Source organism: Agrococcus sp. BE272, assembly GCF_031457935.1.
In the GTDB taxonomy this organism is placed as follows: Bacteria; Actinomycetota; Actinomycetes; order Actinomycetales; family Microbacteriaceae; genus Agrococcus; species Agrococcus sediminis.
In genome coordinates, this window is the sequence record NZ_JAVDXL010000001.1 from 971,508 (window position 1) to 996,179 (window position 24,672).

Genomic DNA, 24,672 nt, shown 5'->3' on the forward strand with positions numbered 1-24,672 from the left:
TTGCATGGTGCGGGGGCCTCGCGCTCGAGGACGAGCGGAGCCCGCGCAACCTGGCGATCCTACCGCACCCGCGCATCCGTGCGCCAGAGCGGGATCCGACGCCCGAGACGAGCGTCGGCGCTGGGGTCGCAGCGGAGACCCGGAAGGGTCCCCGCTCTAGAGCTCCACCGCGCGCGCCGCCCACCACTCGCGCAAGATCGCCTCGGCGCGCTCCTCGCCGAGCGGCCCGTGCTCGAGGCGCTGCTCGAGCAGCATCCGGTAGGCCTCCCCCACCTCGCGGCCGGGGCGGATGCCGAGCACGGCCATGATCCGCTCGCCGTCGAGGTCGGGGCGCACCGCGTCCATCTCCTCCTGCTCGCGGAGCTCGGCGATGCGCCGCTCGAGGTCGTCGTAGGCGAAGTCGAGCCGCTCGGCCTTGCGGCGGTTGCGGGTCGTCACGTCGGAGCGCGTGAGGATGTGCAGGCGCTCGAGCAGCGGACCCGCGTCGCGCACGTAGCGCCGCACCGCCGAGTCGGTCCACGCCTGCTCGCCGTAGCCGTAGAAGCGCAGGTGCAGCTCGACGAGCCGCGCGACCGCCTTCACCGTGTCGTTGTCGAAGCGCAGGGCCTTCAGCCGCTGCTTCGCCAGGCGCGCGCCGACGAGGTCGTGCTGGTGGAAGGTGACGGTGCGGCCCTCGATGCGGCGCGTGGCCGGCTTGCCGATGTCGTGCAGCAGCCCCGCGAGCCGCGAGACGAGGTCGGGTGCCGCTCCCGGGCTCCGCGAACCCTCGAGGTCGATCCCCTGCTGCAGCACGGTGAGCGAGTGCTCGTAGACGTCCTTGTGGTGCGCGTGCTCGTCGGCCTCGAGCCGCAGCGCCGGCACCTCCGGCAGCACGATGTCGAGGATGCCCGTGTCGGTCAGCAGGCGGATGCCCGGCACGGGGCGGGCGGTGAGCAGCAGCTTGGTGAGCTCGTCGCGCACGCGCTCGGCGGAGATGTCGCGGATGCGCGGGGCGAGCGCCGTCATCGCCTCGACCACGCGGGGGGCGACGTCGAAGCCGAGCTGCGCGGCGAAGCGCGCGGCGCGCATCATGCGCAGCGGGTCGTCGTCGAAGGAGCGCTCCGGCGCCTGCGGGGTGTCGAGCACGCGCTGCAGGAGGTGCTCGAGACCCCCGCCGACGTCGACGAGCTGCGGCGACGCATCCGCCCCCGCTCCCCCGCCTCGCAGCGGCGTCACCCGCAGCGCCATGGCGTTCACGGTGAAGTCGCGCCGCACGAGGTCGTCCTCGAGCGCGTCGCCGAAGGCGACCTGCGGCTTGCGCGAGACGCCGTCGTACTGGTCGGCGCGGTAGGTGGTGATCTCGACATCGGCCCCGCCGATGCGCGCGGCGATGGTGCCGAACTCGCGCCCGACGTCCCACGTGGCCTCGGCGAGCGGCCCGACGAGCGCGAGGATCTCGTCGGGCGTCGCGCTCGAGGCGAAGTCGAGGTCGGTGACCGGCCGGTCGAGGAAGGCGTCGCGCACCGGGCCGCCGACGAGCGACAGCTCGTGGCCCGCGGCCGCGAACGCCTCGGCGAGCTGCGCCGTGGGCGCGGCGGCGACGAGCGCGTGCAGTCGCGCGGTCGCCTCGGCCATGTCGGTCACGACCGCCCATTCTGCCCCACCCGCGCGGCGGCGGGTGCGGCCGTCGGCGTCGCGCGGGACCCATGGCGGCACTCCCTACACTTGGGCGCATGCTGTCGGCAGGTCGCCTGGCGCGACGGCGCGCGACAGCGTGCGCCGCCGCGGCTGTCGCGACGGCGCTGCTCGCGGCCCCGCTCGCGGCCGCACCCGAGGCCGGCGCGACCGCCGCGCCGGAGGCGCCGACGCTCATGATCGCGCCGGTCGACCCGCTGCTGAGCGAGGGCGAGAGCCTCGAGGTCACGGTCTCGCTCGACAACCCGTCGATGGCCGTGCAGCCCGCGACGACCGTCGACGTGCTGCTCTCCGCCGACCCCATCTCGACCCGCTACACGCTCAGCCGCTGGTTCGAGGGGCAGGCGATCGTCGCGAGCTCTGCGGTCGCGTCGGTCGAGCTGCCCGCGGTCGCGGCGCTCGGGCGCGCGTCGGAGACGGTCACCGTCGATGCCGAGGCCCTGGGCCTCGACGGCGCGACGTGGGGCGCGTACGGGCTCGCGGCATCCGCCCCCTCCCTCTCGGGCGCCACGAGCGTCGTCGTGCGCGACGAGCCGGGCGAGTCGAGCCCCACGCGGCTCGCGCTCGCCGCGCCCATCGACGCGGGCGTCGGCTCGAGCGGCCTGCTCGACGCCGACGAGCTCGAGCGCGCCACCGAGATCGGCGGCGACACCCGCGCCGCGCTCGATGCGGCGCTCGGCGCGGGCGCCACGATCGGCGTCGATCCCGCGATCGGGGCGAGCGCCGAGGCGCTCGGCGACGAGGCCCCCGAGGCCGCGCTCGCCTGGCTCGAGCGCGCCGACCGCGACGACACCTACGCGCTCGAGTACGCGAACGCCGACCCGATCGCGCAGGTGCGCGCGGGTGCCCACCCGATCGAGCCGCTCGGCATCCCGCGCGAGGGCGCCGACCCGCTGCCCGCCTCGGCCGGCTCCATCGGCACGCGCGAGCCCGTCATCGACGCGACCGCCGCCATCCTGCAGACGAGCGACCTGGCCGAGCTCAGCGCGATCGGCACCGTGGTGCTCTCGGGCGCCAACCTCGACGAGGAGCTCACCGGCAGCACGCCGAGCGCGCTCGTCGACCTCGACGGCGTCGAGGCGCTCGCCGCCGACGCGCAGCTCCAGGAGCTCATCCGCGCCGCGTCGGTCGACGACGAGGCGATGGCGGGGCACGCGCGCGCCCAGGCGATGGCGGGGCACGCGCGCGCCCAGGCGATGGCGCTGCTGGCCGTCATCACGCGCGAGCGGCCGAGCGACGCCCGCACGCTCGCCGCGATGCTCCCCGCGAGCTCGCAGGGGTCGTCGGCCGCGATGCTCGCCGACCTCGCCTCCGCCCGCTTCGTGCAGACGGTCGGCATCGACGACGCGCTCGAGCTCGAGCCGCGAGACGCCACGCTCATCGCCCCGACCGACCCCGAGCGGGCCGTCGGGGCGGAGCTCGTGCAGGATGCGCTGTCCCAGGAGGCGGAGGTCGCCCACGTCGCGAGCATCGTCGAGGAGCCCCGCACGCTCCTCGCCGGGCTGCGGCTCGGCCTGCTCGCGGCGCTCCCGGACGCCGGCCGCGCGGTGACGCAGGCCGATCGTGACGCGATCGCCGGCCTCGGCGACGCGATGAGCGACGTGCGCAGCGCGGTGCAGATCCTCCCCGGCAGCACGCTGAACGCCACCGGCCAGAGCGCGCCGCTGCCGATCGCGATCGAGAACCGCCTGGATGTGCCGGTGCAGGTCGTGCTGTCGGTGCGGCCGTCCAACGCGCTCGTCACCGTGCCGCAGTCGCGCGTCGACGTCACCGTCGCCGCCGGCAGCCAGGAGCGCGTGCAGGTGCCCATCGAGATCGTCGGCACCGGCACCGTGCTCATGATCGCCCAGCTGCACACCCCCGACGGCGTGCCGCTCGGCCAGCTGCAGACCCTGCGGGTGAACTCGCAGCCGACCATCGAGACCGCGCTCGCCTGGGTGCTGGGCGTCGCGATCGTGCTGCTCATCGCCTCCGGCATCGTCCGCTCGGTGCGCAAGCGCCGCCGCGGCCAGGCGCACGGCGACCTCGACGAGCCGACCCCGGAGGAGACCGCGTGAGCACAGGCAGGGCGAGCGCGATCATCGCGGCCGGGACGATGGTCTCGCGCGTGCTGGGCTTCGTGAAGATGGTGATGCTCGTCGTCGCCATCGGCCAGTCGGCCTCGCTCGCCGGTGAGGCGTTCGGCCTCGCGAACCAGCTGCCGAACAACATCTACGCGCTCGTCGCGGGCGGCGTCATGAGCGCGGTGCTCGTGCCGCAGATCGTGAAGGCGTCGAAGGCCGCCGACGGCGGCGAGGCGTACGTCTCGAAGATCCTCACCCTCGGCGGCTCGGTCTTCCTGCTGCTCGCGGTGCTGGCGACGGCAGCCGCGCCGCTGCTGGTCGAGCTCTACGCGGTGAGCGAGAGCGCCGACGGCGGCGGCTTCAGCGCGGCCCAGATGGCGCTCGCGGTGGGCATCGCGTACTGGTGCATGCCGCAGATCCTCTTCTACGCGATCTACACGCTGCTCGGCGAGATCTACAACGCGCGCGGCCAGTTCGGCCCCTACACGTGGGCGCCCGTCGCCAACAACCTCGTCTCGATCGCGGGGCTCGGCGCCTTCATGCTGCTGTTCGGCGGCGAGGAGGTGCACCGCGACCTGGGCGTGTGGGACTGGGACCGCGTGATGGTGCTGGGCCTCGTCACGACCGGCGGCGTGGCGGTGCAGGCGCTCGTGCTCGTGCTGTTCTTCCGCCGGACCGGGCTGCGGTTCCGGCCCGACTTCGGCTGGCGCGGGGTGGGCCTGCGCGCGACCGGCCGCAGCGCGATGTGGCTGTTCGGCATCGTCATCATCGGCCAGATCAAGGGCCTCGTGCAGTCGCGCGTCGCGAGCACCGGCGAGGGCGCCAACATCCTCACGATGCAGAACGCGTGGTACCTCTTCTCGCTGCCGCACTCGATCATCGCCGTCTCGATCGCGATCGCGTACTTCACCCGCATGTCGCACCACGCGAGCGAGCACAACATCGCAGGCATCCGCACCGACCTGTCGAGCGCCCTCCGCGGCGTCGGCATGCTCACCACCATCTCGGCCCTCGTGCTCGCCGTGATCGCCATCCCGTTCGCCCGCCTGCTCGAGCCCACGTACGAGCTCATGCTGGCGATGGCGTGGGTCATCTGGGCGTTCCTGCTCTGCCTGGTCGCCTTCAGCGCCGAGTACGTCATCCAGCGCGTCTTCTTCGCCCTCGGCGACACCCGCACCGCCTTCCTCTACGCGTGCTTCGGCATGTTCGTCACGTTCGCCCTGCTGTGGTGGGCGTCGACGCTCCCGGGCGAGTGGGTGATCGCCGGCACCGCGCTCGCCGTCTCGATCGCCAACCTCGTGTCGTTCGCCATCTGGCTCGTGCTCGTGCGCCGCAAGATCGGCCCCTTCGGGTTCCGGCTGATCGGCATCCGGCACCTCCAGTACCTCGGCTACGGACTCGTCGCCGCAGCGGCCGGCGTGGGCGTCACCTGGGCGCTGGGCGGCTACGTGCCGGGCGGGTTCGGCACGTCGGGCATGCTCGGCAGCGCGATCACCTGCACTGCCGCGGGCGCCGTCATGGGGATCATCTACTTCGGGCTGCTCTACGTGACCCGCAACCCCGACTTCCGCGCCACGGCCGACATCGTGGTCGGCAAGCTGCGCGGCCGCGGCCGCGACGACGACCCGCAGCCCGCCTGACGCGACGCTGGGCGCGCGCAGAGGCGCGGCCTCTAGCATGGGCGCGGCAGAGGGGGAACGCCATGGCACATCCGCTCATCCGCATCGGCGCGCCGCTCGCCGTCGGCGCGATCGCCGCCGTCGGCGCGATCGTCGGCGCGACGCTGAGCCGCGAGCGGCAGCGGCTCGAGCTCGAGCCGGCCGCGCGGCCGCTCGCCGTCGAGGGCTGGTGGTCGTCGGACGCGTCCTCCTCGCTCGCCCACGCGCATCCGGCCGTGCTCATCGTCGATGCCGACACCGCGCAGCTCGTCGACTCCTGGGATCGCCGCACCCGCAGCCGCGTCGCGCACCCGGTCGTGCGGCGCACGCCCGAGTGGCCGGCGGCGGGGCTGCTCGTCGTCGACGCCGCGACGGGCGACCTGCTGACGGTCGTCGGCGCTCGCGGCGACGCGGGAATGCCCGCGATCTAGACTCGGTTGACCCTGCAGCACCCCCGCAACGACCCAGGAGACGCAGTGCACGACGTCATCATCATCGGCTCCGGCCCCGCCGGATACACCGCCGCGATCTATGCGGCGCGCGCCAACCTGAAGCCGATCGTGCTCGCCTCGAGCGTCGAGATGGGCGGCGACCTCATGACGACGACCGAGGTCGAGAACTTCCCCGGCTTCCCCGAGGGCATCCAGGGCCCCGACCTCATGTTCGCCATGCAGCAGCAGGCCGAGCGCTTCGGCGCCGACGTGCGCATGCAGGACGCCACCGAGCTCGAGCTCGACGGCGAGGTCAAGCGCGTCCACGTCGGCGACGAGGTGCTCGAGACGCGCGCGCTGATCTTCGCGACGGGCTCCGCCTACCGCAAGCTCGGCGTCGAGGGCGAGGAGCGGCTCTCCGGCCACGGCGTCTCGTGGTGCGCGACGTGCGACGGCTTCTTCTTCAAGCAGAAGCAGCTCATCGTGGTCGGCGGCGGCGACTCGGCGATGGAGGAGGCCAACTTCCTGACGAAGTTCGCCGACAAGGTCACGATCGTGCACCGCTCCGAGCACTTCCGCGCGAGCGAGGTCATGCTCGAGCGCTCCCGCGCCAACGAGAAGATCGACTTCATCATGAACGCGGTCGTCGAGGAGATCGTGGGCACCGAGTCGAACGGCACCGAGCAGGTGTCGTCGGTCACGCTGCGCGACACGACGTCGGGCCACACGTGGAGCATGCCCATCGACGGCGTCTTCGTCGCGATCGGCTCCGACCCCCGCACGCACCTCGTGCACGGCAAGCTCGACCTCACGACCGAGGGCACGATCGCCGTCGAGGGCCGCTCGTCGCGCACCTCGGTCGAGGGCGTCTTCGGCGCGGGCGACGTGATCGACCCCACCTACCGCCAGGCCGTCACGGCCGCCGGGTCCGGCACCGTCGCCGCGCTCGACGCGGAGCACTACCTGGCCGCGCACGCCGTGCCGGCGCTCGTCACCAGCCCTGAGGAGGCAGCACTGTGAAGGAAGTCACCACCGCATCGTTCGAGCAGGATGTCCTGAACGCCGACAAGCCCGTGCTCGTCGACTTCTGGGCGGCCTGGTGCGGCCCGTGCCGCGCGGTCAGCCCCATCCTGGAGCAGATCGACGGCGAGACCGAGAAGCTCGACGTCGTGAAGGTGAACGTCGACCAGGAGCCCGACCTGGCGATGCGCTACAACATCACGTCGATCCCCGCGATGAAGGTCTTCCAGAACGGCGAGGTCGTGAAGGAGCTCATCGGCGCCCGGCCGAAGCCGGCGATCGAGCAGGAGCTCGCAGCCTTCCTGTGAGCAGCGAGACGAGGGCCCCGTGGATGCGTTCCACGGGGCCCTCGTCGTCGGTGCCTGCAGGCGTGCGGTCAGTCGGCCTCGGGATCGAGGCCTCCGCCGAAGCCCCGCTCCCCCAGCTCCGACAGGATGCGGTTGAGGTCGGCGACCGTCGCGAAGTCGATCGTGAGCTGCCCCTTGGCGCGGCCGAGGGCGATGCGCACGCGGGTGTCGAGCCGGTCCTCGAGCCTCGTGGCGATCTCATCGAGGCCGTGCTGCACGGCGCCCCGGGTCGGCGCCTTGCGCGGGCTGCGCGTCTGCACCAGGCCCGCGGCTGCCTCCGCCGCACGAACTGAGAGATCTTCATTGATGATCTTCGCCGCGAGCTGCTCCATCGCCTCGGGCGTCGGCAGCGAGAGGATCGCGCGCGCGTGGCCGGCCGAGAGCACACCGCTCGCGACCCGCGACTGGATCGGCTCGGGCAGCTTCAGCAGCCGGATGGTGTTCGAGATCTGCGGGCGGCTCCGGCCGATGCGGCGCGAGAGCTCCTCCTGCGTGATGGCGAAGTCCTCCATCAGCTGCTGGTAGGCCGAGGCCTCCTCGAGCGGGTTGAGCTGCGCGCGGTGCAGGTTCTCGAGCAGCGCGTCGCGCAGCATCGCGTCATCGGGCGTGTCCTTGATGACCGCCGGGATCGTCTCGAGCCCCGCGCGCTGGCTCGCGCGCCAGCGGCGCTCGCCCATGATGAGCTCGTAGTGCGTGCCGTCGTCGCCGACGGGCACGGGCCGCACGACGATGGGCTGCAGCACGCCGAACTCGCGGATGGAGTGCTCGAGCTCTGCGAGGTCGTCCTCGTCGAAGGTCGTGCGCGGCTGGTTGGCGTTCGGGCGGATGTCCGAGGGCACCACGGCGGCGAAGCTGGCACCGGGGATCTCGAGCAGCGTGTGCTCGTCCTCCTCCCCCGAGAAGAACACGTCGACCGGGCGGCTGCCGGGCTTCGCCGCTCGGCGCGGCCGTCGCGCAGGGGCCGGCTGGCTCGCCTCCTCCGGCTCCGCGGTGTCGGTCGCCGTGGCCGGCGGTCCCGAGGGGATGAGGGCGCCGATGCCGCGCCCGAGCCCTGCCTTCTTGCTCATGCCGCTCCTCTGCGTGCGATCTCTGCTGCCGCTTCCCGGTACGACAGCGCGCCCGGGGAGTTCGGGTCGTAGGCGATGACGGTCTGGCCGTAACCGGGCGCCTCGGAGACGCGCACCGAGCGCGGGATGACCGCCTCGAGCGTCTGCTCCGGGAAGTGGGAGCGCACCTCGTCGACGACCTGCCGCGAGAGCAGCGTGCGCCCGTCGAACATCGTGAGCAGCACGGTCGACACGTCGAGCTTCGGGTTGAGGTGCGCCTGGATGCGGCCGATGGTGTCGAGCAGCTGCGAGACGCCCTCGAGCGCGTAGTACTCGCACTGGATCGGCAGGAGCACCTCGGTGGCGGCGGTGAAGGCGTTGATCGTGAGGAGCCCGAGCGATGGCGGGCAATCGATGAAGACGTAGTGAGGCGGCTCCCCCAGGTCACGCAGATGCGCATCCAGCGCCTCGCGGAGCCGGTGCTCGCGCCGCTCCATGCCCGCGAGCTCCAGGTCGGCCCCCGCGAGGTGGATCGTGGACGGGACCACCTGGATGCGGTCGCTCTGAGGGCTGATCGCGATCGCAGCCGCGAGCGGCTCGCCGTCGATGAGCACGTCGTAGGTGCTCATGACGTCCGCATGGTGGTCGATGCCGAGCGCCGTCGAGGCGTTGCCCTGGGGATCGAGGTCGAGCACGAGCACGCGAGCGCCGGCCTGCGCGAGGGCTGCGGCGAGGTTGACCGCGGTGGTCGTCTTGCCGACCCCGCCCTTCTGGTTGACGACGGTGAAGATGCGCGTGCGCTTCGGCAGCGGCAGCTCCTGCGCCGAGAGCGCCTGACGGCGCCGGGCCATCGCGGCGAGCTCGCGAGCGATCGGGGTCGTGTCGAACTTTCCCGTGGTCACGCGTGCCTTCCTGATCGATGTTTCACGTGGAACATCGCCGCGCGCGCGACGGGCTCCGGGTGAGAGGTGTGCAAGAAGCCCAGTCTGGCGCGTCCAGCGCCGTTCGCCAAGTCGGTCTCGACAGATCTTGATGGATGTTCATGGCCGCTCCGGGTTCGCAGTTGTCCACAGGGCTGTGGAAAACACTGTTGCCGTTCGCTGCAGGGGCGCTCACCCTCAGCCGCAGGTCGAGAGCTGAAAACCCGCATGATTCCGCGGAATCCTGGGCGCCCTGCCCTCCGAGGGCACCCACGCAGGACTTGGTGCCGCTCACGGTTCTCCACAGTTCTCCACAGCCATCGAGACTCCACACTGCCTCGACTCGGCGCGATTTCGGTCTGCTGGAAGCATGTCACCATGCGAATTGCGTGTCCGATTCAGTCCGGCACAGCTCACATCCGGTGATGTTTCACGTGGAACATGGCAGACGCACCGTCGGAGGGCTGTCAGTTCATCGTTCCACGACGCCATACATCGACGCGCCTCGACACGGCGCACGTAGTCGCCGTCATTCCGTCACCTGACAGCGAACCCGCCAGCATCGCGGCAACGATGTTGCACGTGAAACATTGCGACGTACAGCTTCCCGGGCGGGTGGCCGCGTAGCGGAGCAGAACCACTCGTCCCAGCCTGTCGTCGTATAGCCCTCCGGACGGCCACGAGCGATCTGCGCAGGCTGAAGGGAAGCCACAGACGCAATGCCAACTCTCGGGACCGAGATCGCAACGGGCCAGCGTGTTTCACGTGGAACACGCGCTGTCAGGTCGAGCGACCTACGCCTCGGGCAGCGAGGTCGCCCACCGCCACGCAGCTGCGAGCCCGCCCGCGGACCGCAGTTGCGTGGCTCATCGACGACGTTTCACGTGAAACACGACAGCTCGGGCTCGACGCTGAGATTGCACTGTTCCACGTGAAACACCTGTCAGCGGCGGTATGTGCGAGCAGAGCCGGCTGGCAAGCACGGCAGGATGCTTCCGCGCGTACGTCCGTCGAACTAGCCGCGCGATCTCCACGATCCGGCCACATCAGTCGTTGGACGCGTACGCCACCTGGTTCACCACCCGCCGGATTGGCCTCGAGCACAGTCAGCGAACCGCTGCAGCGGCACGCTGCAGTCCGCCACAGCGGGACCACGATCCCTCAGCCGCGGGTCCCGTCCTAAGGGTCGACGGTGGCACGGATGACGCGCGTGACGTCGACGCCGACGTCAGCGCCGAGCTCGAGCACCTCGACGTCGTGCAGTCGGTGCTTGCGGATCGCCTTCTGCGCCGCAGCGATCTCGTCCTGCGCGCGGCTGCCCTTCAGCAGCAGCAGCTGCCCTCCGCTGCGCACCAGGGGAGCGGTGAGCGGGATCAGCGTGCGCAGCGCCGAGACCGCCCGCGCAGTCACCTGGTCGAGCGGCGCGAGGCGCCCGCTCCCGGGTAGCTCCTCGGCGCGGGCGCGGAGCACGGTGACGTTGCCGAGCCCCATGCGGTCGACCTCGGCCTGCAGCCAGTCGGTGCGCCGCTCCATCGGCTCGATGAGCGTCAGCTCGACATCGGGCCGCGCGATCGCCAGCACAAGACCGGGCAGGCCCGCGCCGGAGCCGACGTCGCCGACGCGGCCGCGCAGCAGCGGAGCGAGCAGCGCAGAGTTGAGGATATGTCGAGTCCACAGCTGAGGCAGCTCGCGAGGGCCGATCAGGCCGAGCGTCTCGCCGTTCCGGGCGAGCGAGTCGGTGTACGAGCGGGCGAGCTCGATGCGATCGCCGAAGACGGCCGCCGCGACGGCGGGCTCGACCTCCGGCAGCGGGGGAGTGGCGTCAGCCATCGGTCACGCCGGCAGCACGACGATGTGCCGGTCCGCGCCCTCGCCCTCGGACTCGCTCGTGAGCCCGTGCTCGCGCACCAGGTCGTGCACCAGCTTCCGCTCGTACGACGACATCGGCTCGAGCGCGACGCGGTCGACGCCATCCGAGATCTTCGCAGCGGCCGCATCCACGACGCGCTGCAGCTGCTCCGCGCGCGCATCCCGCGAGCCCGCGACGTCGAGCACGAGCCTCGAGAACTCGCCCGTCTGCTGCTGCACCGCGAGCCGGGTGAGCTCCTGGAGCGCCGCGACGACCTCTGGGCGCGACAGCTGGCCGAAGTCGTCGCCGGCCTCGCCGACGACGATCGTCGTGCGCGTCTCGCTCTGCTCGATCTCGATGTCGCCGTCGAGATCGGCGATGTCGAGGAGGCCCTCGATGTAGTCGGCGGCGATCTCGCCCTCGTCGACCTGGTCGTCGGCCTCCACGGCCGCACCCTGCTCCGTCATGTCAGTCCTCTCGGCGCGACTTCGGCCGCTTCGCGCGCGGCTGCTGCCGCTGGGTCTTCAGCTCGACCGACGGCTCCTCAGCCGCGGTCGCCTCGTCGATCGGCGGCAGGCCCATCCGCTGGCGCTTGCGGGCGAGGCGCGCCTCGCGGGCGAGCGCGGCCTCGGAGCCGGGCGTCGGCAGCTTGTTGATGATGATGAGCTGCTGCACGAGCGTGTAGATGTTGGAGACGAGCCAGTAGAACATCGTGCCGAGCGGGAAGAGCCAGGCCGACACGAGCAGGAAGACGGGGATGATGTACAGCAGGATCCGCTGCTGCTTGTACATCGGGGACTCCTTCATCGCAGGAGTCTGGTTCTTCGTCATGATCTGCAGCTGCGTGTAGAACTGCGTCGCGCACATGATCGCCGTCAGCACGATGGCGGTCACGATCACGGCGATGTCGCCGGTCGCGAAGCCCCCGGCCATCGTCTCGTGCAGCGGCACGACGCCGAAGAGCGTCGACTCGCTGAAGAGCGTCGCGAGGTCCTCGGTCAGGAGCCCCACGCCCGGCATGCGGTTGTTGGCGTCGGTGAGCACCTGCACCAGGCCGAGGAAGATCGGCATCTGGATGAGCAGGGGCAGGCACGAGGCGAACGGGTTCGTGCCCGCCTTGCGGTAGGCCTCCATCGTCTCGCGCTGCATCGCCTCGCGCGAGAACTGATCCTTCTTGCCCTTGTACTTCTTCTGGATGCGCTGGATCTCGGGCTGGATCTCGAGCGACTTGCGCGACGACACGATCTGCCGCACCGTCAGCGGGATCATCGCGCTGCGGATGACCAGCACGAGCCCGACGATCGACAGCACCCACGTGAGGCCGGACCCCGGGTCGCCGCCGAGCGCGGTCACGAGCGTGTGGAATCCGACCAGGATCGCCTCGATGACCCACTTGATGGGCCACATCAGCAGGGCGAAGATGTCCAAGCTGTCACTGCTCCTTGTGAGCGAGGACGAACCCCGCCCGAGTCGTTGCGAGCCGCGGGTGCGGCTCTGGGATGTCGTCAACCCCGCCGGCCGCCCACGGGTGGCAGCGGAGGATGCGTCGAGCGCCCAACCAGATGCCGCGCACGACCCCGTGCTGCTGGATGGCCTGCAGGGTGTAGCTCGAGCAGCTGGGGTAGTAGCGGCACACGTCGCCGTAGAGCGGTGAGATCACCGCGCGGTAGGCGACGAGGATCGCGACGCAGATGTTGCGGGGCAGCAGCCTCAGCCTCTGGAGGCTCCGACTCATGACCGACGCACCAGCAGCGGCACGATGTCGGCCCTCAGTCTAGCGAAGTCGGCATCGGCGGCGGCAGGCAGGGCCCGGATGACGATGTCGGCCTGCTCGATCGCCGGCAGCTCGGCACGCACGATCTCGCTCAGCCGTCGGCGCACCCGGTTGCGCACCACCGCGTTGCCCACCTGCTTGGACACGATGAACCCGAAGCGGCTGACTGCCGCTTCGGGCTTCGCACGGTGCACCACCGCGACCTGGCAGCCCGCGCGGCGACCAGAGCGCACGATGCGACGGAAGTCGTCGCCGCGCACGATCCGGTTCGCCTTCGCGAGCACCTCGAGCGCTACGCCGAGAGCTCGGTGCGCCCCTTGGCGCGGCGGGCGGCCAGGATGGCGCGGCCCGCGCGGGTGCGCATGCGGAGGCGGAAGCCGTGCTTCTTGGCGCGGCGGCGGTTGTTCGGCTGGAACGTGCGCTTGCTCATGATGGATCTCCCGGTGTCCGGCGCGTGCGCGCCGCAAGTCGTGGCGGTCGAGCCGTCGGGCTCGACGATGTGCCGCAGACTCGTGCGGCAACCTGACAACCATACGCGAGGAGCGGCTCCCGGTCAACGGCGCCGGCCCGCGTTTCCCGCCACGCCGCCCGCGCTGCGATGGGACTTGCACGGCGTCCGCTATGCGTGCAGACTCTATGAATCCGCGCCGCGGCAGGTGCCCGGGGAGCACCGCAGCCCGCGGACGACTCGTGCACAGCACCTGTGGATAATGGTGTGGAATCGCATCCGCACCAACGATCCCACGCGAAGGAACCGCATCCCGATGGCCCCGGACGAACGCACCGGACAGCTCTGGTCCTCCGTTCTGTCGACCCTTGTCGGCGATGCCCGGATTCCCCCGTCGTTGCGCGGATTCCTCGACCTCGTCGAGCCGCAGGGCGTGATGGGCGGCGACCTCTACCTCGAGGTGCCGAACGATCTCACGCGCGACATGCTCGAGCAGCGCCTCCGCCTCCCGATCACCGAGGCGCTTGTGGACAACGCTGTGGAGATCTCGTCGTTCAAGATCGTCGTGAACCCGCAGCTCGAGCACGAGGAGCCCCTCCCGGACGTCATCGACGACCCCGCCGCCGAGCCGGTCGTCGCTCCCGTCGCGAACTACGAGCGGGAGCCGTCCGAGATGTCGTCGCGTCGCGGCGACTCGCGCCTCAACCCCAAGTACGTCTTCGACAACTTCGTCATCGGCGGCTCGAACCGCTTCGCGCATGCCGCGGCCCTCGCCGTCGCCGAGACGCCGGCCAAGGCCTACAACCCGCTGTTCATCTACGGCGACTCCGGCCTCGGCAAGACGCACCTGCTCCACGCCATCGGCCACTACGCCGAGGGCATGTACCCGGGCATCCGCGTCCGGTACGTGTCGAGCGAGGAGTTCACGAACGACTTCATCAACTCGATCGCCAACAATCTCAACCAGTCGTTCCAGCAGCGCTACCGCGACGTCGACGTGCTGCTCATCGACGACATCCAGTTCCTGAAGGGCAAGGAGTCGACGCAGGAGGCGTTCTTCCACACCTTCAACACGCTGCACGACCACAACAAGCAGGTCGTCATCACCTCGGATGTCGCGCCGAAGCACCTCCAGGGCTTCGAGGAGCGCATGGTGAGCCGCTTCGAGTGGGGCCTCATCACCGACGTGACGGTGCCCGACGTCGAGACCAGGATCGCGATCCTGCGCAAGAAGGCGGAGGCGGAGCGGATCCAGATCCCCGCCGAGGTGCTGTCGGTCATCGCCGACAAGGTGCAGTCGAACATCCGCGAGCTCGAGGGCACCCTCATCCGCGTCACCGCGTTCGCGAGCCTCAACCGGCTGCCCGTGACGATGGACCTCGCGCAGACGGTGCTGAAGGACCTCTTCTCCTTCGACGAGGAGGCGGTGGTGTCCCCGAGCGACATCATCAGCCACACCGCCGCGTACTTCCGGCTCAGCGTCGACGACCTGCACGGCTCCTCCCGCTCGCAGACCATCGCGCTGGCGCGCCAGATCGCCATGTACCTGTGCCGCGAGATGACGAGCATGTCGCTGCCGAAGATCGGGCAGCTGTTCGGCAACCGCGACCACACCACCGTGATGTACGCGAACAAGAAGATCGAGAAGCTCATGCAGGAGCGCCGCTCGGTCTACACGCAGGTGACGGAGCTCACCTCGCGGATCCGGCAGCGGGCTGGGGCGTAGGGGGCTCTTCGGGGTCTGAGACTCTGCTCTGGGCTCATGAGACTGCTGCCTGTTGCAGCAGTGAGGTCTCGTGACGCGGGCGGCTTCGCCGCGCGCTCCTCGACCTTGCGGCCTCCGCGCGCAAGGCCCTCGGCCTTGTGCGCTGCGGCCGCAACCCTCAACGTGCACTTCATGTGATGCGGGTGTGGACGCGCTCGGCGCGCCTGTGGACAGATCGGCCCGGTCCTGTGGACGGCGCCCCTGGGCGCATCCGTCGTCGTCCACCGATCGCACATCGGCGCCCACAGCGGCTCAACATCTTGCACGGTTGTAGTTCCCGCCCATCGAGCCGCGAGGACGTGAAGGATCCACAGGTTGCACAGCGGTTATGAATGACAGGGTTCATGAGAAGAGGATCCGGCGAGTCGCCAACCATGAGCGGCCGGTGCCTGCAGACGACAGGAACCGCGATCTCGAGCCTGTGCCAGAATCGACAGCGCCGTGCGCTCCCTGCAGCTCGGACCGTCTCGCAGCGCCGCCGGCGCCCAAGGAGGACTCCCAGTGAAGTTCGTCATCAATCGCGATGTCTTCAGCGATGCCGTGTCGTTCGCCGTGAAGCTGCTCCCGCAGCGGCCCACGATGCCGATCCTCAGCGGCGTGCGCATCGAGTCCACCTCCGAGGGCGTCGTCTTCTCGTCCTTCGACTTCGAGTCCTCCGCCCGCACCACGGTGTCGGCGGATGTCGAGGGCGAGGGCGTCGTGCTCGTCTCCGGCCGGCTGCTGAGCGACATCGCCGCGAAGCTGCCGCAGCGCGAGGTGCGCGTCGAGGATGACGGCACCAAGGTGACGGTGCGCTGCGGCAACGCGCAGTTCTCGCTCGCCAAGATGCCGCTCGAGGAGTACCCGACCGTGCCGACGGTCGAGGGCCGCACGGGCGTCGTCGAGGGCAAGGCCTTCGCCGAGGCGATCTCGCAGGTCGCCATCTCGGCATCTCGCGAGGACGTCACGCCCGTCATCACGGGTGTGCAGCTCGAGGCGACCGACCACACGCTCACGCTCATCGCGACCGACCGCTACCGCGTCTCGGTGCGCTCGATCCAGTGGGACGCCGGCGACGCGACCGAGGCGATCACGTCGCTCGTCCCCGCCCGCACCCTCGTCGAGGTCGGCCGCACGTTCGGCGGCGCCGAGCGCATCGAGATCACCATGAGCGAGGCGGGGGAGCGGCAGCAGATCGCCTTCTCGACCGCCGACCGCACCGTCACGAGCCTGCTCATCAAGGGCAACTATCCGCCGGTGCGCCGACTGTTCCCCGAGCAGACCGACCACCACGCCGTGGTCAGCACCTCCGAGCTCGTCGACGCCACGCGCCGCGTGCAGCTCGTGCTCGACGCCGAGGCGGCGATCCGCTACACGTTCAGCGAGGGGCAGGTGCAGCTCGAGGCGATCGGCTCCGAGCAGGCGCAGGCGACCGAGACGATCGACGCGGTGCTCGAGGGCGACGACATCGTGCTCTCGATCAAGCCGCAGCTGCTGATCGACGGCATCCAGGCGACGCACTCCGAGTTCGTGCGCGTCTCGTTCACGCACTCCGAGAACACGAACAAGCCCGGCCCCATGCTCATCCGCGGCCAGACGTCGCGCGACGACGCCGAGGCGACCGACTTCAAGTACCTGCTGCAGCCCAACCTGCTGCTGCGCTGACCGGCACCGCCGGACGAGGGAGCGTCATCATGCACATCGGCCTGATCGGACTCGGCAAGATGGGCGGCAACATGCGCACCCGCCTGCGCGCCGCCGGCATCGAGGTGACCGGCTACGACCGCAACCCCGAGGTCACCGACGTCGCGACCGTCGACGAGCTGATCGCGGCGCTCCCGACGCCGCGCATCGTGTGGGCCATGGTGCCCGCGGGCGACATCACGGATGCGGTGGTCACCGAGCTGGGCGAGAAGCTGTCCGCGGGCGACCTCGTCATCGATGGCGGCAACTCCCGCTTCACGGAGGACGAGCGGCATGCCGCGCAGCTCGCCGAGCGCGGCGTGCGCTTCGTCGACGTCGGCGTCTCGGGCGGCATCTGGGGGCTCGAGAACGGCTACGGCCTCATGGTCGGCGGCGAGCGGGCCGACGTCGAGGAGCTCATGCCGGTCTTCGACGCGCTGCGGCCCGAGGGCCCGCGCGAGGAGGGCTTCGTGCACGCCGGCCCCACGGGCGCGGGCCACTACGTGAAGATGGTGCACAACGGGATCGAGTACGGCCTCATGCAGGCCTACGCCGAGGGCTTCGAGCTGCTCGAGCGCAAGGAGCTCGTGCACGACGTCGCCGGCAGCTTCAAGGCGTGGCAGCGCGGCACGGTCGTGCGCTCGTGGCTGCTCGACCTCATGGTGCGCGCGCTCGACGAGGACGACGACCTCTCCGAGATCGAGGGCTACGTCGACGACTCGGGCGAGGGCCGCTGGACGGTGGAGGAGGCGATCGCGAACGCGGTGCCGATGCCCGCCATCGCCGCGTCGCTCTTCGCGCGCTTCGAGTCCCGCCAGGACGACAGCCCCGCCATGAAGGCGGTCGCCGCGCTCCGCAACCAGTTCGGCGGCCACTCGGTCAAGAAGGCCTAGGTGCGCGTCAGCCGTCTCGCGCTGACCGACTTCCGCAACTACGAGGCGGCGGATGTCGCCTTCGAGCCCGGCGCCAACCTGCTGGTCGGCCGCAACGGCCAGGGCAAGACCAACATGGTGGAGTCGCTCGTGTGGATCGCGACCGGCTCGAGCCACCGGGTCCCGACCGACGTGGCCCTCATCCGGGCGGGCGAGCAGCGCGCGATCGTGCGCTGCACGGTGACGAACGACGAGCGCAGCTTCCAGCTCGATGTCGAGCTCAACGCCCGAGGCGCCAACCGCGCGCAGGCCAACGGGCAGTCGGTGCGCATCCGCGACCTGCCCCGCTACCTGCAGGCGGTGCTCTTCAGCCCCGAGGACCTGCAGCTCGTGCGCGCCGATCCCGCCGGGCGCCGGCGCTTCCTCGACGAGCTCTCGGTCATGCGCGCGCCGCGCCTCGCCGGCGTGCACAGCGACCTCGACCGGGTGCTCAAGCAGCGCAACTCCCTGCTGAAGAGCGCCCGCGCCGCACGGCTGCGCCCCGACGACCTCTCGACGCTCGAGGTGTGGGACGGCCGGCTCGTCGAGCTCGGCCTCGAGGTGCTGCGCACCCGGCAGGCGCTCGTCGCCGACCTCGCCCCGCACGTCGACGCCGCCTACCGGCTCGTCGCCGGGGACGAGCACGAGGCGCGCATCGCGCTCGTCACCAACGTGCCCGACTCGGCCGACGCGTTCCACGCGCTGCTCGCCGAGCGGCGCCGCGACGAGCTCGACCGCGGCGTGAGCCTCGTGGGGCCGCACCGCGACGACCTCGAGCTGCAGCTCAACGACCTGCTCGCCCGCCACTACGCGAGCCACGGCGAGTCGTGGTCGTTCGCCCTCGCGCTGCGCCTCGCGTCGGCCGAGCTGCTGCGCGACGGCTCGGGCGGCGACCCGGTGATGATCCTCGACGACGTCTTCGCCGAGCTCGACGCGGGCCGGCGGCAGCGCCTCGCCGAGGCGGCCGGCGGCTTCGAGCAGGTGCTCATCACCGCCGCCGTCGAGGACGACGTGCCCGAGGCGCTCCGCCACCACCGCATCCGCATCGACCGGGGCACGGTGGTCGAGGATGCGTGAGCTCGCGCAGAGCGAGCCGGAGCGTGTGTGGCTGCGGCTCAAGGCCAAGTTCGGCGACCCCGAGCTCGTCTCGCGCGACGGCCGCCGCCGCTCGCGCCGGGACCCCGATGCGTCGGTGCCGTTCGGCAAGGGCCGCGACCCGCACGCGCTCGGCGACGTGCTGGGCGGCTTCGCCGCCGACCGCGGCTGGACGGCGACGCTCGCGCGCGCCGACGTGATGGCCCACTGGCCGGAGCTCGTGGGGGAGGAGAACGCCGGCCGCACCGAGCCGGTCTCCTTCGAGGACGGCGTGCTGACGGTGCGGTGCGCGTCGACCGCCTGGACCATGCAGATGCGGATCCTGCGCGCGGAGACGACCACGCGCATCCTCGCCCGCTTCCCCGAGTGCGGCCTCGAGTCGGTGCGCTTCATCGGGCCCGACCTGCCGAGCTTCTCGCGCGGCCGCCGGTCGGTGCCAGGGCGCGGCCCGCGCGACACCTGGGGATAGCCCGCTCGCGGGATCCCCGGGGCCGTCGGGATACGCTGTCTGACACCTGATCCGGGGAAGGACTCGCATGCCACGGCCATCGCGCACCCACGACGCCGTCGACCAGCTGCTCGACGCGATCATCGCCGGCCGGCTCACCGCGGGCGAGCGGCTCCCGCCGGAGGGGCAGCTGGCGACCGAGTTCGGCGTCTCGCGGCTCACGATGCGCGAGGCCGTGCGGCTGCTGCAGGCGCAGGGCGTCATCGTGCAGGTGCCGGGCAGCCGGCACCGCATCGCGCCGGTGTCGGAGTGGACCGGCATGGATGCGGTGGTGCGGCACGCGCGCAGCGCCGGCCAGCGCCGCACGTCGTCGCTCGAGCTGCTCGAGGTGCGCATGATGATCGAGAGCGGCGCCGCGCAGCTCGCTGCCGAGCGCCGCACGGGCGCGCACCTGGCCGAGCTCGAGGACGCGCTCGCGCGCATGGAGCAGCACCACGAGGCGGGCGAGCTCGACGCCTTCGTCGCCGCCGACCTCGAGTTCCACGACGTCGTGCTGCACGCGGCCGACAACCGCATCCTCGTCGCGGCGCTCCTGCCGCTCACCTCGATGCTCACCGAGACGCGTGCCGAGACGAGCCAGGTGCCCGAGATCCGGCAGCACGCGATCGACGAGCACCGCAAGGTGCTCGAAGCGATCCGCGCCGGTGTGCCGTCGGCGGCGCGCGAGGCGATGGCGAGCCACATGGTGCAGACGCGCGACGACCTGCTCTCGCTCGTCCTCGACTGACCGACGGCCGGCCTCCGACACTCCGGGCCGGAGTTGACACGGCGCGCCGTCGTCCCCAACCATGTCTGATATCTGATCTGCGCATGCCGTCGCGCCGATCCCGCGGACGAGGGAGTTCACGTGCACATCGACGACCTGCTGGCTGAGCTGCCGGCCCCGCTCTCGATCCCGGCAGCCGACGTCGCCGCCGCCCGCAGTGACGACCTCGTGCTCGTCGTCCTCGACGACGACCCCACCGGCACCCAGTCGGTCGCCGGGCTGCCGGTGCTCACGCGCTGGGAGGCCGACGACCTCGACTGGGCGCTCGCGCAGGGCGCCCCGGCGGTCTACGTGCTGACGAACACGCGCTCGCTCAGCGAGGACGACGCCGCGCGCCGCAACCGCGAGGTCGTCGCCGTCGCGATCGCCGCCGCCGAGCGCGCGGGCCTGCGGGTCTCGTTCGTGAGCCGCAGCGACTCGACCCTGCGCGGCCACTTCCCGCTCGAGACCGATGTGCTGCGCGCCGCGGCCGCCGAGCACGGGGGAGCGGCGCCGCACCTGACCGTGCTCGTGCCGGCCTTCCCCGACTCCGGCCGCATCACGGTCGACGCCGTGCACTACTGGGTCGTCGACGGCGAGGCGACGCCGGTGGGCGAGACGCCGTTCGCGGCCGACGCCACCTTCGGCTACCGCTCCTCCGACCTGCGCGACTGGGTGGAGGAGAAGACCGACGGCCGCATCCGCCGCGACGACGTCGCCGCGCTCACGCTCGGCATCATCCGCGCCGGCACCGACGCGGTCGTGTCGTTCCTCCGCGCCCTGCCCGTCGGCGCGGTCGTCGTCGTCGACGCGGTCGACGAGCACGACATGCGCCAGGTCGCGCTCGCGCTCCACGCGCTCGACCGCGAGGGCGTCACGGCGCTGCTGCGCATCGGCCCGCCGTACCTCCGCGCGCACATCGGCCAGGAGATCGCCGAGCCCGTCACCGCCGACCGCATCGACTTCGCCCACGAGCGCGGCGGGCTCGTAGTGGTCGGCAGCCATGTGCCGCTCACCACCGCGCAGCTCGACGCGCTGCTCGCCGACCGGCCCGGCACCGCCACGGTCGAGCTCGACGTGCGCGCGCTCATCGACGACCGGCGCGAGCAGCACCTCGAGGAGCAGGCGGATGCGGTGGCCCGCGCCATCGCGTCGGGCTCGGTCATCGTGCACACGAGCCGCGAGCTCGTCACCGGCCGCGACGGCGAGGAGAGCCTCGAGATCGCCCGCCGCGTCTCCTCCGGCCTCGTCGAGCTCGTCGCCCGCGTGCTCGAGCTCGCGCCGCCGCGCTTCGTCATCGCGAAGGGCGGCATCACCTCGAGCGACGTCGCATCCGAGGCGCTGCAGATCCGCCGGGCCCAGGTCGTCGGCCCGATGCTGCCCGGCATCGTCTCGCTCTGGCAGCCGCAGGTCGGCCCCGCCGTCGGCATCCCCTACGTCGTCTTCGCCGGCAACGTCGGCGAGACCGCATCGCTCGCGCGCGTGGTCCGCACGCTCGCCGACTGACCGACGCCCGACCGCACTCCTCCTCCCGCACGCATCGCAGAACGGAACAGCAATGACCAGCACCAGCACCGTCGCCGTCATCGGCCTCGGCGCCATGGGCCTGCCCATGGCCGCGCGGCTCGCGCAGCGCTTCGACGTCCGAGGGTTCGACATCGCCGAGCAGCGCGTCGAGCTCGCCGCCGAGCAGGGCGTCGCACCCGCATCGTCCGCCGCGGAGGCGGTCGCCGGCGCCCAGGTCGTGCTCGTCGCGGTGCGCACGGGCGAGCAGCTGCGCGAGCTGCTCTTCGGCGACTCGGGCCTCGCCGACCACCTCGCCGAGGGGGCGGCCGTCGTGCTCACGAGCACAGTGGGCACCGACGGCATCGCCGAGATCGCCGACCGGCTCGCGTCCTCCGGTGCGCACCTCGTGGACGCGCCGCTCTCCGGCGGACCCGTGCGGGCCGGCGACGGCGACCTGCTCATCGTCGTCGGCGCCGAGCCGGCAGCACTCGAGACCGCGCGCCCGGTGCTCGAGCAGCTGTCGTCGACGCTGTCGATCGTGGGAGACCGGCCCGGCGACGGCCAGGCGCTCAAGACCGTCAACCAGCTGCTGTGCGGCGTGCACATCGCGGCCGCCGCCGAGGCGCTCGCGCTCGCCGACGCGCTCGGCCTCGACCGCGAGCGCACCCTCGAGGCGCTCACCGCCGGCGCGGCAGGCTCGTTCATGCTCGGCAACCGCGGCCCGCGGGCGCTGCAGGCCTACGACGAGGGCGGCGCCGAGGTGCTGAGCCGCCTCGACATCTTCGTGAAGGACATGGGGATCGTGGGCGCGGCGGCCCGCGCGCACCACCTGGCGGCGCCCGTCGCCGCCGCCGCCGAGCAGCTGTTCCTGCTCGGCGAGGCGCAGGGCCTCGGCGAGCTCGACGACTCCGCGGTCATCCGCGTGGTGGCGCCCACGAGGCGCGGCGACGCGGCCTGACGGATGCGTCGCTCGGGTCCGGTGCCGGAGGGCGCCGGGCCCGTCGTCGTTCCGGCGGGGTATCCACCTCCGTGCCGAACCGGCCCGCGCAGGCCCGCGGACGCATCCTGGGCCTCAGAACGCGAGAACGCCGGTGTGTTCTGTCCTCAGACTGACGGATCGGCGCTCAGAGGCGCGTTCGGCACCGGCTCCACCGCCTCGCGGGGTAGAATCGGAGGGTTGCGCGGCCCCCGTGGCTGCGCGGAAGGCGGACGCGGAGAACGATGGCGAACGAGCACGGTGGACCGGCGCAGGACCTGACGTCCAAGGGGCGTGAGCAGGGCGACTACGGCGCCGACCAGATCCAGATCCTCGAGGGCCTCGAGGCGGTGCGGAAGCGCCCCGGCATGTACATCGGCTCGACCGGGCCGCGCGGCCTCCACCACCTGGTCTACGAGATCGTCGACAACGCGGTCGACGAGGCGCTCGCCGGCCACTGCGACAGCATCGACGTGACGATCCTCCCCGACGGCGGCGTGCGCGTCGCCGACAACGGCCGCGGCATCCCCGTCGACCCGCACTCCTCCGACCCGTCGAAGTCGACGGTCGAGGTCGTGCTCACCGTGCTGCACGCCGGCGGCAAGTTCGGCGGCGGCGGCTACGCGGTCTCCGGCGGCCTGCACGGCGTCGGCTCCTCGGTCGTGAACGCGCTCTCGTCGCGGCTCGAGGTCGAGATCAAGCGGCAGGGGCACGTGCACCGGCAGTCGTTCGCGGTCGGCGAGCCCGAGGGCCCGCTGCAGACCGGCGAGGCGACCGACGAGACCGGCACGACCGTCACCTTCTGGCCGAGCGCCGACATCTTCGAGACCGTCGAGTTCGACTACGAGACGCTCGCGAAGCGCTTCCAGCAGATGGCGTTCCTCAACAAGGGCCTGCGCATCGCGCTCGAGGACCTCCGCCCCGAGGCGCTCGAGCAGCCGGGCGGCGACGACAGCGCCGAGCCCGTGCAGCGCTCGGACGAGTACCTCTACGAGCAGGGCCTCAAGGACTACGTCGCCTACCTCAACGAGTCGAAGAAGTCGGAGCCGGTGCACCCGGAGATCATCGACTTCGAGGCCGAGGACACCGAGCGGCGCATCTCCGTCGAGATCGCCATGCAGTGGACGGGCTCCTACCAGGAGGCGGTCTACACCTACGCGAACACGATCAACACGCACGAGGGCGGCACCCACGAGGAGGGCTTCCGCGCGGCGCTCACCACGCTCGTCAACCGCTACGCGCGGCAGACGAACCAGCTCAAGGAGAAGGACGAGAACCTCTCGGGCGAGGATGTGCGCGAGGGCCTGACCGCGATCGTCTCGGTGAAGCTCGGCGAGCCGCAGTTCGAGGGCCAGACGAAGACGAAGCTCGGCAACACCGAGGCGAAGTCGTTCGTGCAGCGCGTCACCGGCGAGGAGCTCGGCCACTGGTTCGAGTCGAACCCGGCGTCGGCGAAGGAGATCGTGCGGAAGGCCATCCAGGCCTCGACCGCGCGCATCGCCGCGCGCAAGGCGCGCGAGCAGACCCGCCGCAAGGGCCTGCTCGAGTCGGGCGGCATGCCCGGCAAGCTGAAGGACTGCCAGTCGAAGGACCCGATCATCTCGGAGATCTTCCTCGTCGAGGGCAACTCGGCCGGCGGCTCGGCCGTGCAGGGCCGCGACCCCTACACGCAGGCGATCCTGCCGCTGCGCGGCAAGGTGCTCAACGTCGAGAAGGCGCGCCTCGACCGCGCGCTCGGCAACGCCGAGATCCAGTCGATGATCACCGCCTTCGGCGCGGGCCTCGGCGAGGACTTCGACCCCGGCAAGGCCAGGTACCACAAGATCGTGCTGATGGCCGATGCCGACGTCGACGGCCAGCACATCACCACGCTGCTGCTGACGCTGCTGTTCCGCTACATGCGGCCGCTCATCGACATGGGCTACGTGTACCTCGCCGCCCCGCCGCTCTACAAGCTGAAGTGGACGAACGCCGAGCACGAGTACGCCTACACCGACCGGGAGCGCGACGAGCTGCTCGCCGCCGGCTCGGCCTCGGGCAAGCGCATCCCCAAGGACAACGGCGTGCAGCGCTACAAGGGCCTCGGCGAGATGAACTACTCCGAGCTGTGGGAGACCACGATGGACCCGGCCACCCGCACGCTCAAGCAGGTGACGCTCGACGACGCCGCCGTGGCCGACGCGATCTTCTCGACCCTGATGGGCGAGGACGTCGAGGCCCGCCGCACCTTCATCCAGAAGAACGCGCGCGACGTGCGCTTCCTCGACATCTGAG

23 protein-coding genes are annotated in these 24,672 nt (G+C 71.4%); 14 read left to right on the forward strand and 9 right to left on the reverse strand.

Annotation, left to right across the window (positions count from 1 at the left end; translation table 11 throughout):
* Nucleotides 1–156: 156 nt before the first annotated feature.
* Nucleotides 157–1,623: a CCA tRNA nucleotidyltransferase gene (locus J2X49_RS04735; RefSeq protein WP_396130919.1), complete on the reverse strand. Its 1,467-nt coding sequence runs from the start codon at nucleotides 1,621–1,623 to the stop codon at nucleotides 157–159.
* A gap of 89 nt (nucleotides 1,624–1,712) precedes the next feature.
* On the opposite strand from J2X49_RS04735, the gene J2X49_RS04740 reads away from it, so the two are divergent.
* The 5 genes from J2X49_RS04740 to trxA all read left to right on the forward strand — a co-directional run bounded on the left by J2X49_RS04740 (nucleotide 1,713) and on the right by trxA (nucleotide 7,154).
* Nucleotides 1,713–3,731, forward strand: a complete 2,019-nt coding sequence (locus J2X49_RS04740) for a DUF6049 family protein (protein ID WP_310123158.1) — start codon at nucleotides 1,713–1,715, stop codon at nucleotides 3,729–3,731.
* Nucleotides 3,728–5,377, forward strand: coding sequence for a lipid II flippase MurJ (murJ, locus tag J2X49_RS04745; RefSeq protein WP_310123161.1), 1,650 nt, complete (start codon nucleotides 3,728–3,730; stop codon nucleotides 5,375–5,377). The genes J2X49_RS04740 and murJ overlap by 4 nt, the downstream gene beginning before the upstream one ends.
* Before the next feature lie 62 nt (nucleotides 5,378–5,439).
* Nucleotides 5,440–5,826 (forward strand): hypothetical protein, encoded by a 387-nt coding sequence (locus J2X49_RS04750; protein ID WP_246992843.1) that lies wholly within the window; start codon nucleotides 5,440–5,442, stop codon nucleotides 5,824–5,826.
* A 45-nt stretch (nucleotides 5,827–5,871) separates the two neighbouring features.
* Nucleotides 5,872–6,846: a thioredoxin-disulfide reductase gene (trxB, locus tag J2X49_RS04755; protein ID WP_310123167.1), complete on the forward strand. Its 975-nt coding sequence runs from the start codon at nucleotides 5,872–5,874 to the stop codon at nucleotides 6,844–6,846.
* Nucleotides 6,843–7,154 (forward strand): thioredoxin, encoded by a 312-nt coding sequence (trxA, locus tag J2X49_RS04760; RefSeq protein WP_128189645.1) that lies wholly within the window; start codon nucleotides 6,843–6,845, stop codon nucleotides 7,152–7,154. Before trxB ends, trxA begins: the two co-directional genes overlap by 4 nt.
* 68 nt (nucleotides 7,155–7,222) lie before the next feature.
* Here trxA and J2X49_RS04765 read toward each other — a convergent pair whose 3' ends face one another.
* The 8 genes from J2X49_RS04765 to rpmH form a co-directional block, all read right to left on the reverse strand.
* Nucleotides 7,223–8,260 (reverse strand): ParB/RepB/Spo0J family partition protein, encoded by a 1,038-nt coding sequence (locus J2X49_RS04765; protein WP_310123172.1) that lies wholly within the window; start codon nucleotides 8,258–8,260, stop codon nucleotides 7,223–7,225.
* Nucleotides 8,257–9,090: a ParA family protein gene (locus tag J2X49_RS04770; RefSeq protein WP_146355304.1), complete on the reverse strand. Its 834-nt coding sequence runs from the start codon at nucleotides 9,088–9,090 to the stop codon at nucleotides 8,257–8,259. Before J2X49_RS04770 ends, J2X49_RS04765 begins: the two co-directional genes overlap by 4 nt.
* 1,248 nt (nucleotides 9,091–10,338) lie before the next feature.
* Nucleotides 10,339–10,989 (reverse strand): 16S rRNA (guanine(527)-N(7))-methyltransferase RsmG, encoded by a 651-nt coding sequence (gene rsmG, locus J2X49_RS04775; RefSeq protein ID WP_310123174.1) that lies wholly within the window; start codon nucleotides 10,987–10,989, stop codon nucleotides 10,339–10,341.
* Nucleotides 10,990–10,992: 3 nt separating this feature from the next.
* Entirely contained in the window at nucleotides 10,993–11,475 is a 483-nt protein-coding gene (locus J2X49_RS04780) for a R3H domain-containing nucleic acid-binding protein (RefSeq protein ID WP_310123177.1), read from the reverse strand.
* 1 nt (nucleotide 11,476) lies between these two features.
* Complete coding sequence (gene yidC, locus J2X49_RS04785) at nucleotides 11,477–12,436, reverse strand: membrane protein insertase YidC (protein ID WP_310123180.1); 960 nt, start codon at nucleotides 12,434–12,436, stop codon at nucleotides 11,477–11,479.
* A 4-nt stretch (nucleotides 12,437–12,440) separates the two neighbouring features.
* Complete coding sequence (gene yidD / locus J2X49_RS04790) at nucleotides 12,441–12,743, reverse strand: membrane protein insertion efficiency factor YidD (RefSeq protein ID WP_128189640.1); 303 nt, start codon at nucleotides 12,741–12,743, stop codon at nucleotides 12,441–12,443.
* Nucleotides 12,740–13,066: a ribonuclease P protein component gene (gene rnpA, locus J2X49_RS04795; protein WP_146354605.1), complete on the reverse strand. Its 327-nt coding sequence runs from the start codon at nucleotides 13,064–13,066 to the stop codon at nucleotides 12,740–12,742. The genes yidD and rnpA overlap by 4 nt, the downstream gene beginning before the upstream one ends.
* 8 nt (nucleotides 13,067–13,074) lie before the next feature.
* On the reverse strand, nucleotides 13,075–13,212 hold the full coding sequence (rpmH, locus tag J2X49_RS04800; RefSeq protein WP_071299798.1) for a 50S ribosomal protein L34: 138 nt from the start codon (nucleotides 13,210–13,212) through the stop codon (nucleotides 13,075–13,077).
* Between the two features lie 334 nt (nucleotides 13,213–13,546).
* On the opposite strand from rpmH, the gene dnaA reads away from it, so the two are divergent.
* The 9 genes from dnaA to gyrB all read left to right on the forward strand — a co-directional run bounded on the left by dnaA (nucleotide 13,547) and on the right by gyrB (nucleotide 24,671).
* Entirely contained in the window at nucleotides 13,547–14,956 is a 1,410-nt protein-coding gene (dnaA, locus tag J2X49_RS04805; protein WP_310123191.1) for a chromosomal replication initiator protein DnaA, read from the forward strand.
* Between the two features lie 540 nt (nucleotides 14,957–15,496).
* Nucleotides 15,497–16,639 carry a DNA polymerase III subunit beta gene (gene dnaN, locus J2X49_RS04810; protein WP_128189637.1) on the forward strand — a complete coding sequence of 381 codons (1,143 nt, stop codon included), beginning with the start codon at nucleotides 15,497–15,499 and terminating at the stop codon, nucleotides 16,637–16,639.
* Nucleotides 16,640–16,668: 29 nt separating this feature from the next.
* Nucleotides 16,669–17,550 (forward strand): phosphogluconate dehydrogenase (NAD(+)-dependent, decarboxylating), encoded by an 882-nt coding sequence (gene gnd, locus J2X49_RS04815; RefSeq protein ID WP_310123195.1) that lies wholly within the window; start codon nucleotides 16,669–16,671, stop codon nucleotides 17,548–17,550.
* The gene (gene recF, locus J2X49_RS04820; RefSeq protein ID WP_310123198.1) at nucleotides 17,551–18,645 is read left to right on the forward strand and encodes a DNA replication/repair protein RecF; all 1,095 of its coding nucleotides are present in this window, start codon (nucleotides 17,551–17,553) and stop codon (nucleotides 18,643–18,645) included.
* The gene (locus J2X49_RS04825) at nucleotides 18,638–19,132 is read left to right on the forward strand and encodes a DUF721 domain-containing protein (RefSeq protein WP_128189634.1); all 495 of its coding nucleotides are present in this window, start codon (nucleotides 18,638–18,640) and stop codon (nucleotides 19,130–19,132) included. The genes recF and J2X49_RS04825 overlap by 8 nt, the downstream gene beginning before the upstream one ends.
* Before the next feature lie 67 nt (nucleotides 19,133–19,199).
* Entirely contained in the window at nucleotides 19,200–19,898 is a 699-nt protein-coding gene (locus J2X49_RS04830; RefSeq protein WP_128189633.1) for a FadR/GntR family transcriptional regulator, read from the forward strand.
* Between the two features lie 120 nt (nucleotides 19,899–20,018).
* The gene (locus tag J2X49_RS04835) at nucleotides 20,019–21,422 is read left to right on the forward strand and encodes a four-carbon acid sugar kinase family protein (protein WP_310123203.1); all 1,404 of its coding nucleotides are present in this window, start codon (nucleotides 20,019–20,021) and stop codon (nucleotides 21,420–21,422) included.
* A gap of 52 nt (nucleotides 21,423–21,474) precedes the next feature.
* Nucleotides 21,475–22,380, forward strand: coding sequence for an NAD(P)-dependent oxidoreductase (locus J2X49_RS04840; RefSeq protein ID WP_128189631.1), 906 nt, complete (start codon nucleotides 21,475–21,477; stop codon nucleotides 22,378–22,380).
* A 263-nt stretch (nucleotides 22,381–22,643) separates the two neighbouring features.
* A complete protein-coding gene (gene gyrB / locus J2X49_RS04845; RefSeq protein WP_310123210.1) occupies nucleotides 22,644–24,671 on the forward strand; it encodes a DNA topoisomerase (ATP-hydrolyzing) subunit B in 2,028 nt (675 codons plus the stop codon).
* Nucleotide 24,672: the final 1 nt, after the last annotated feature.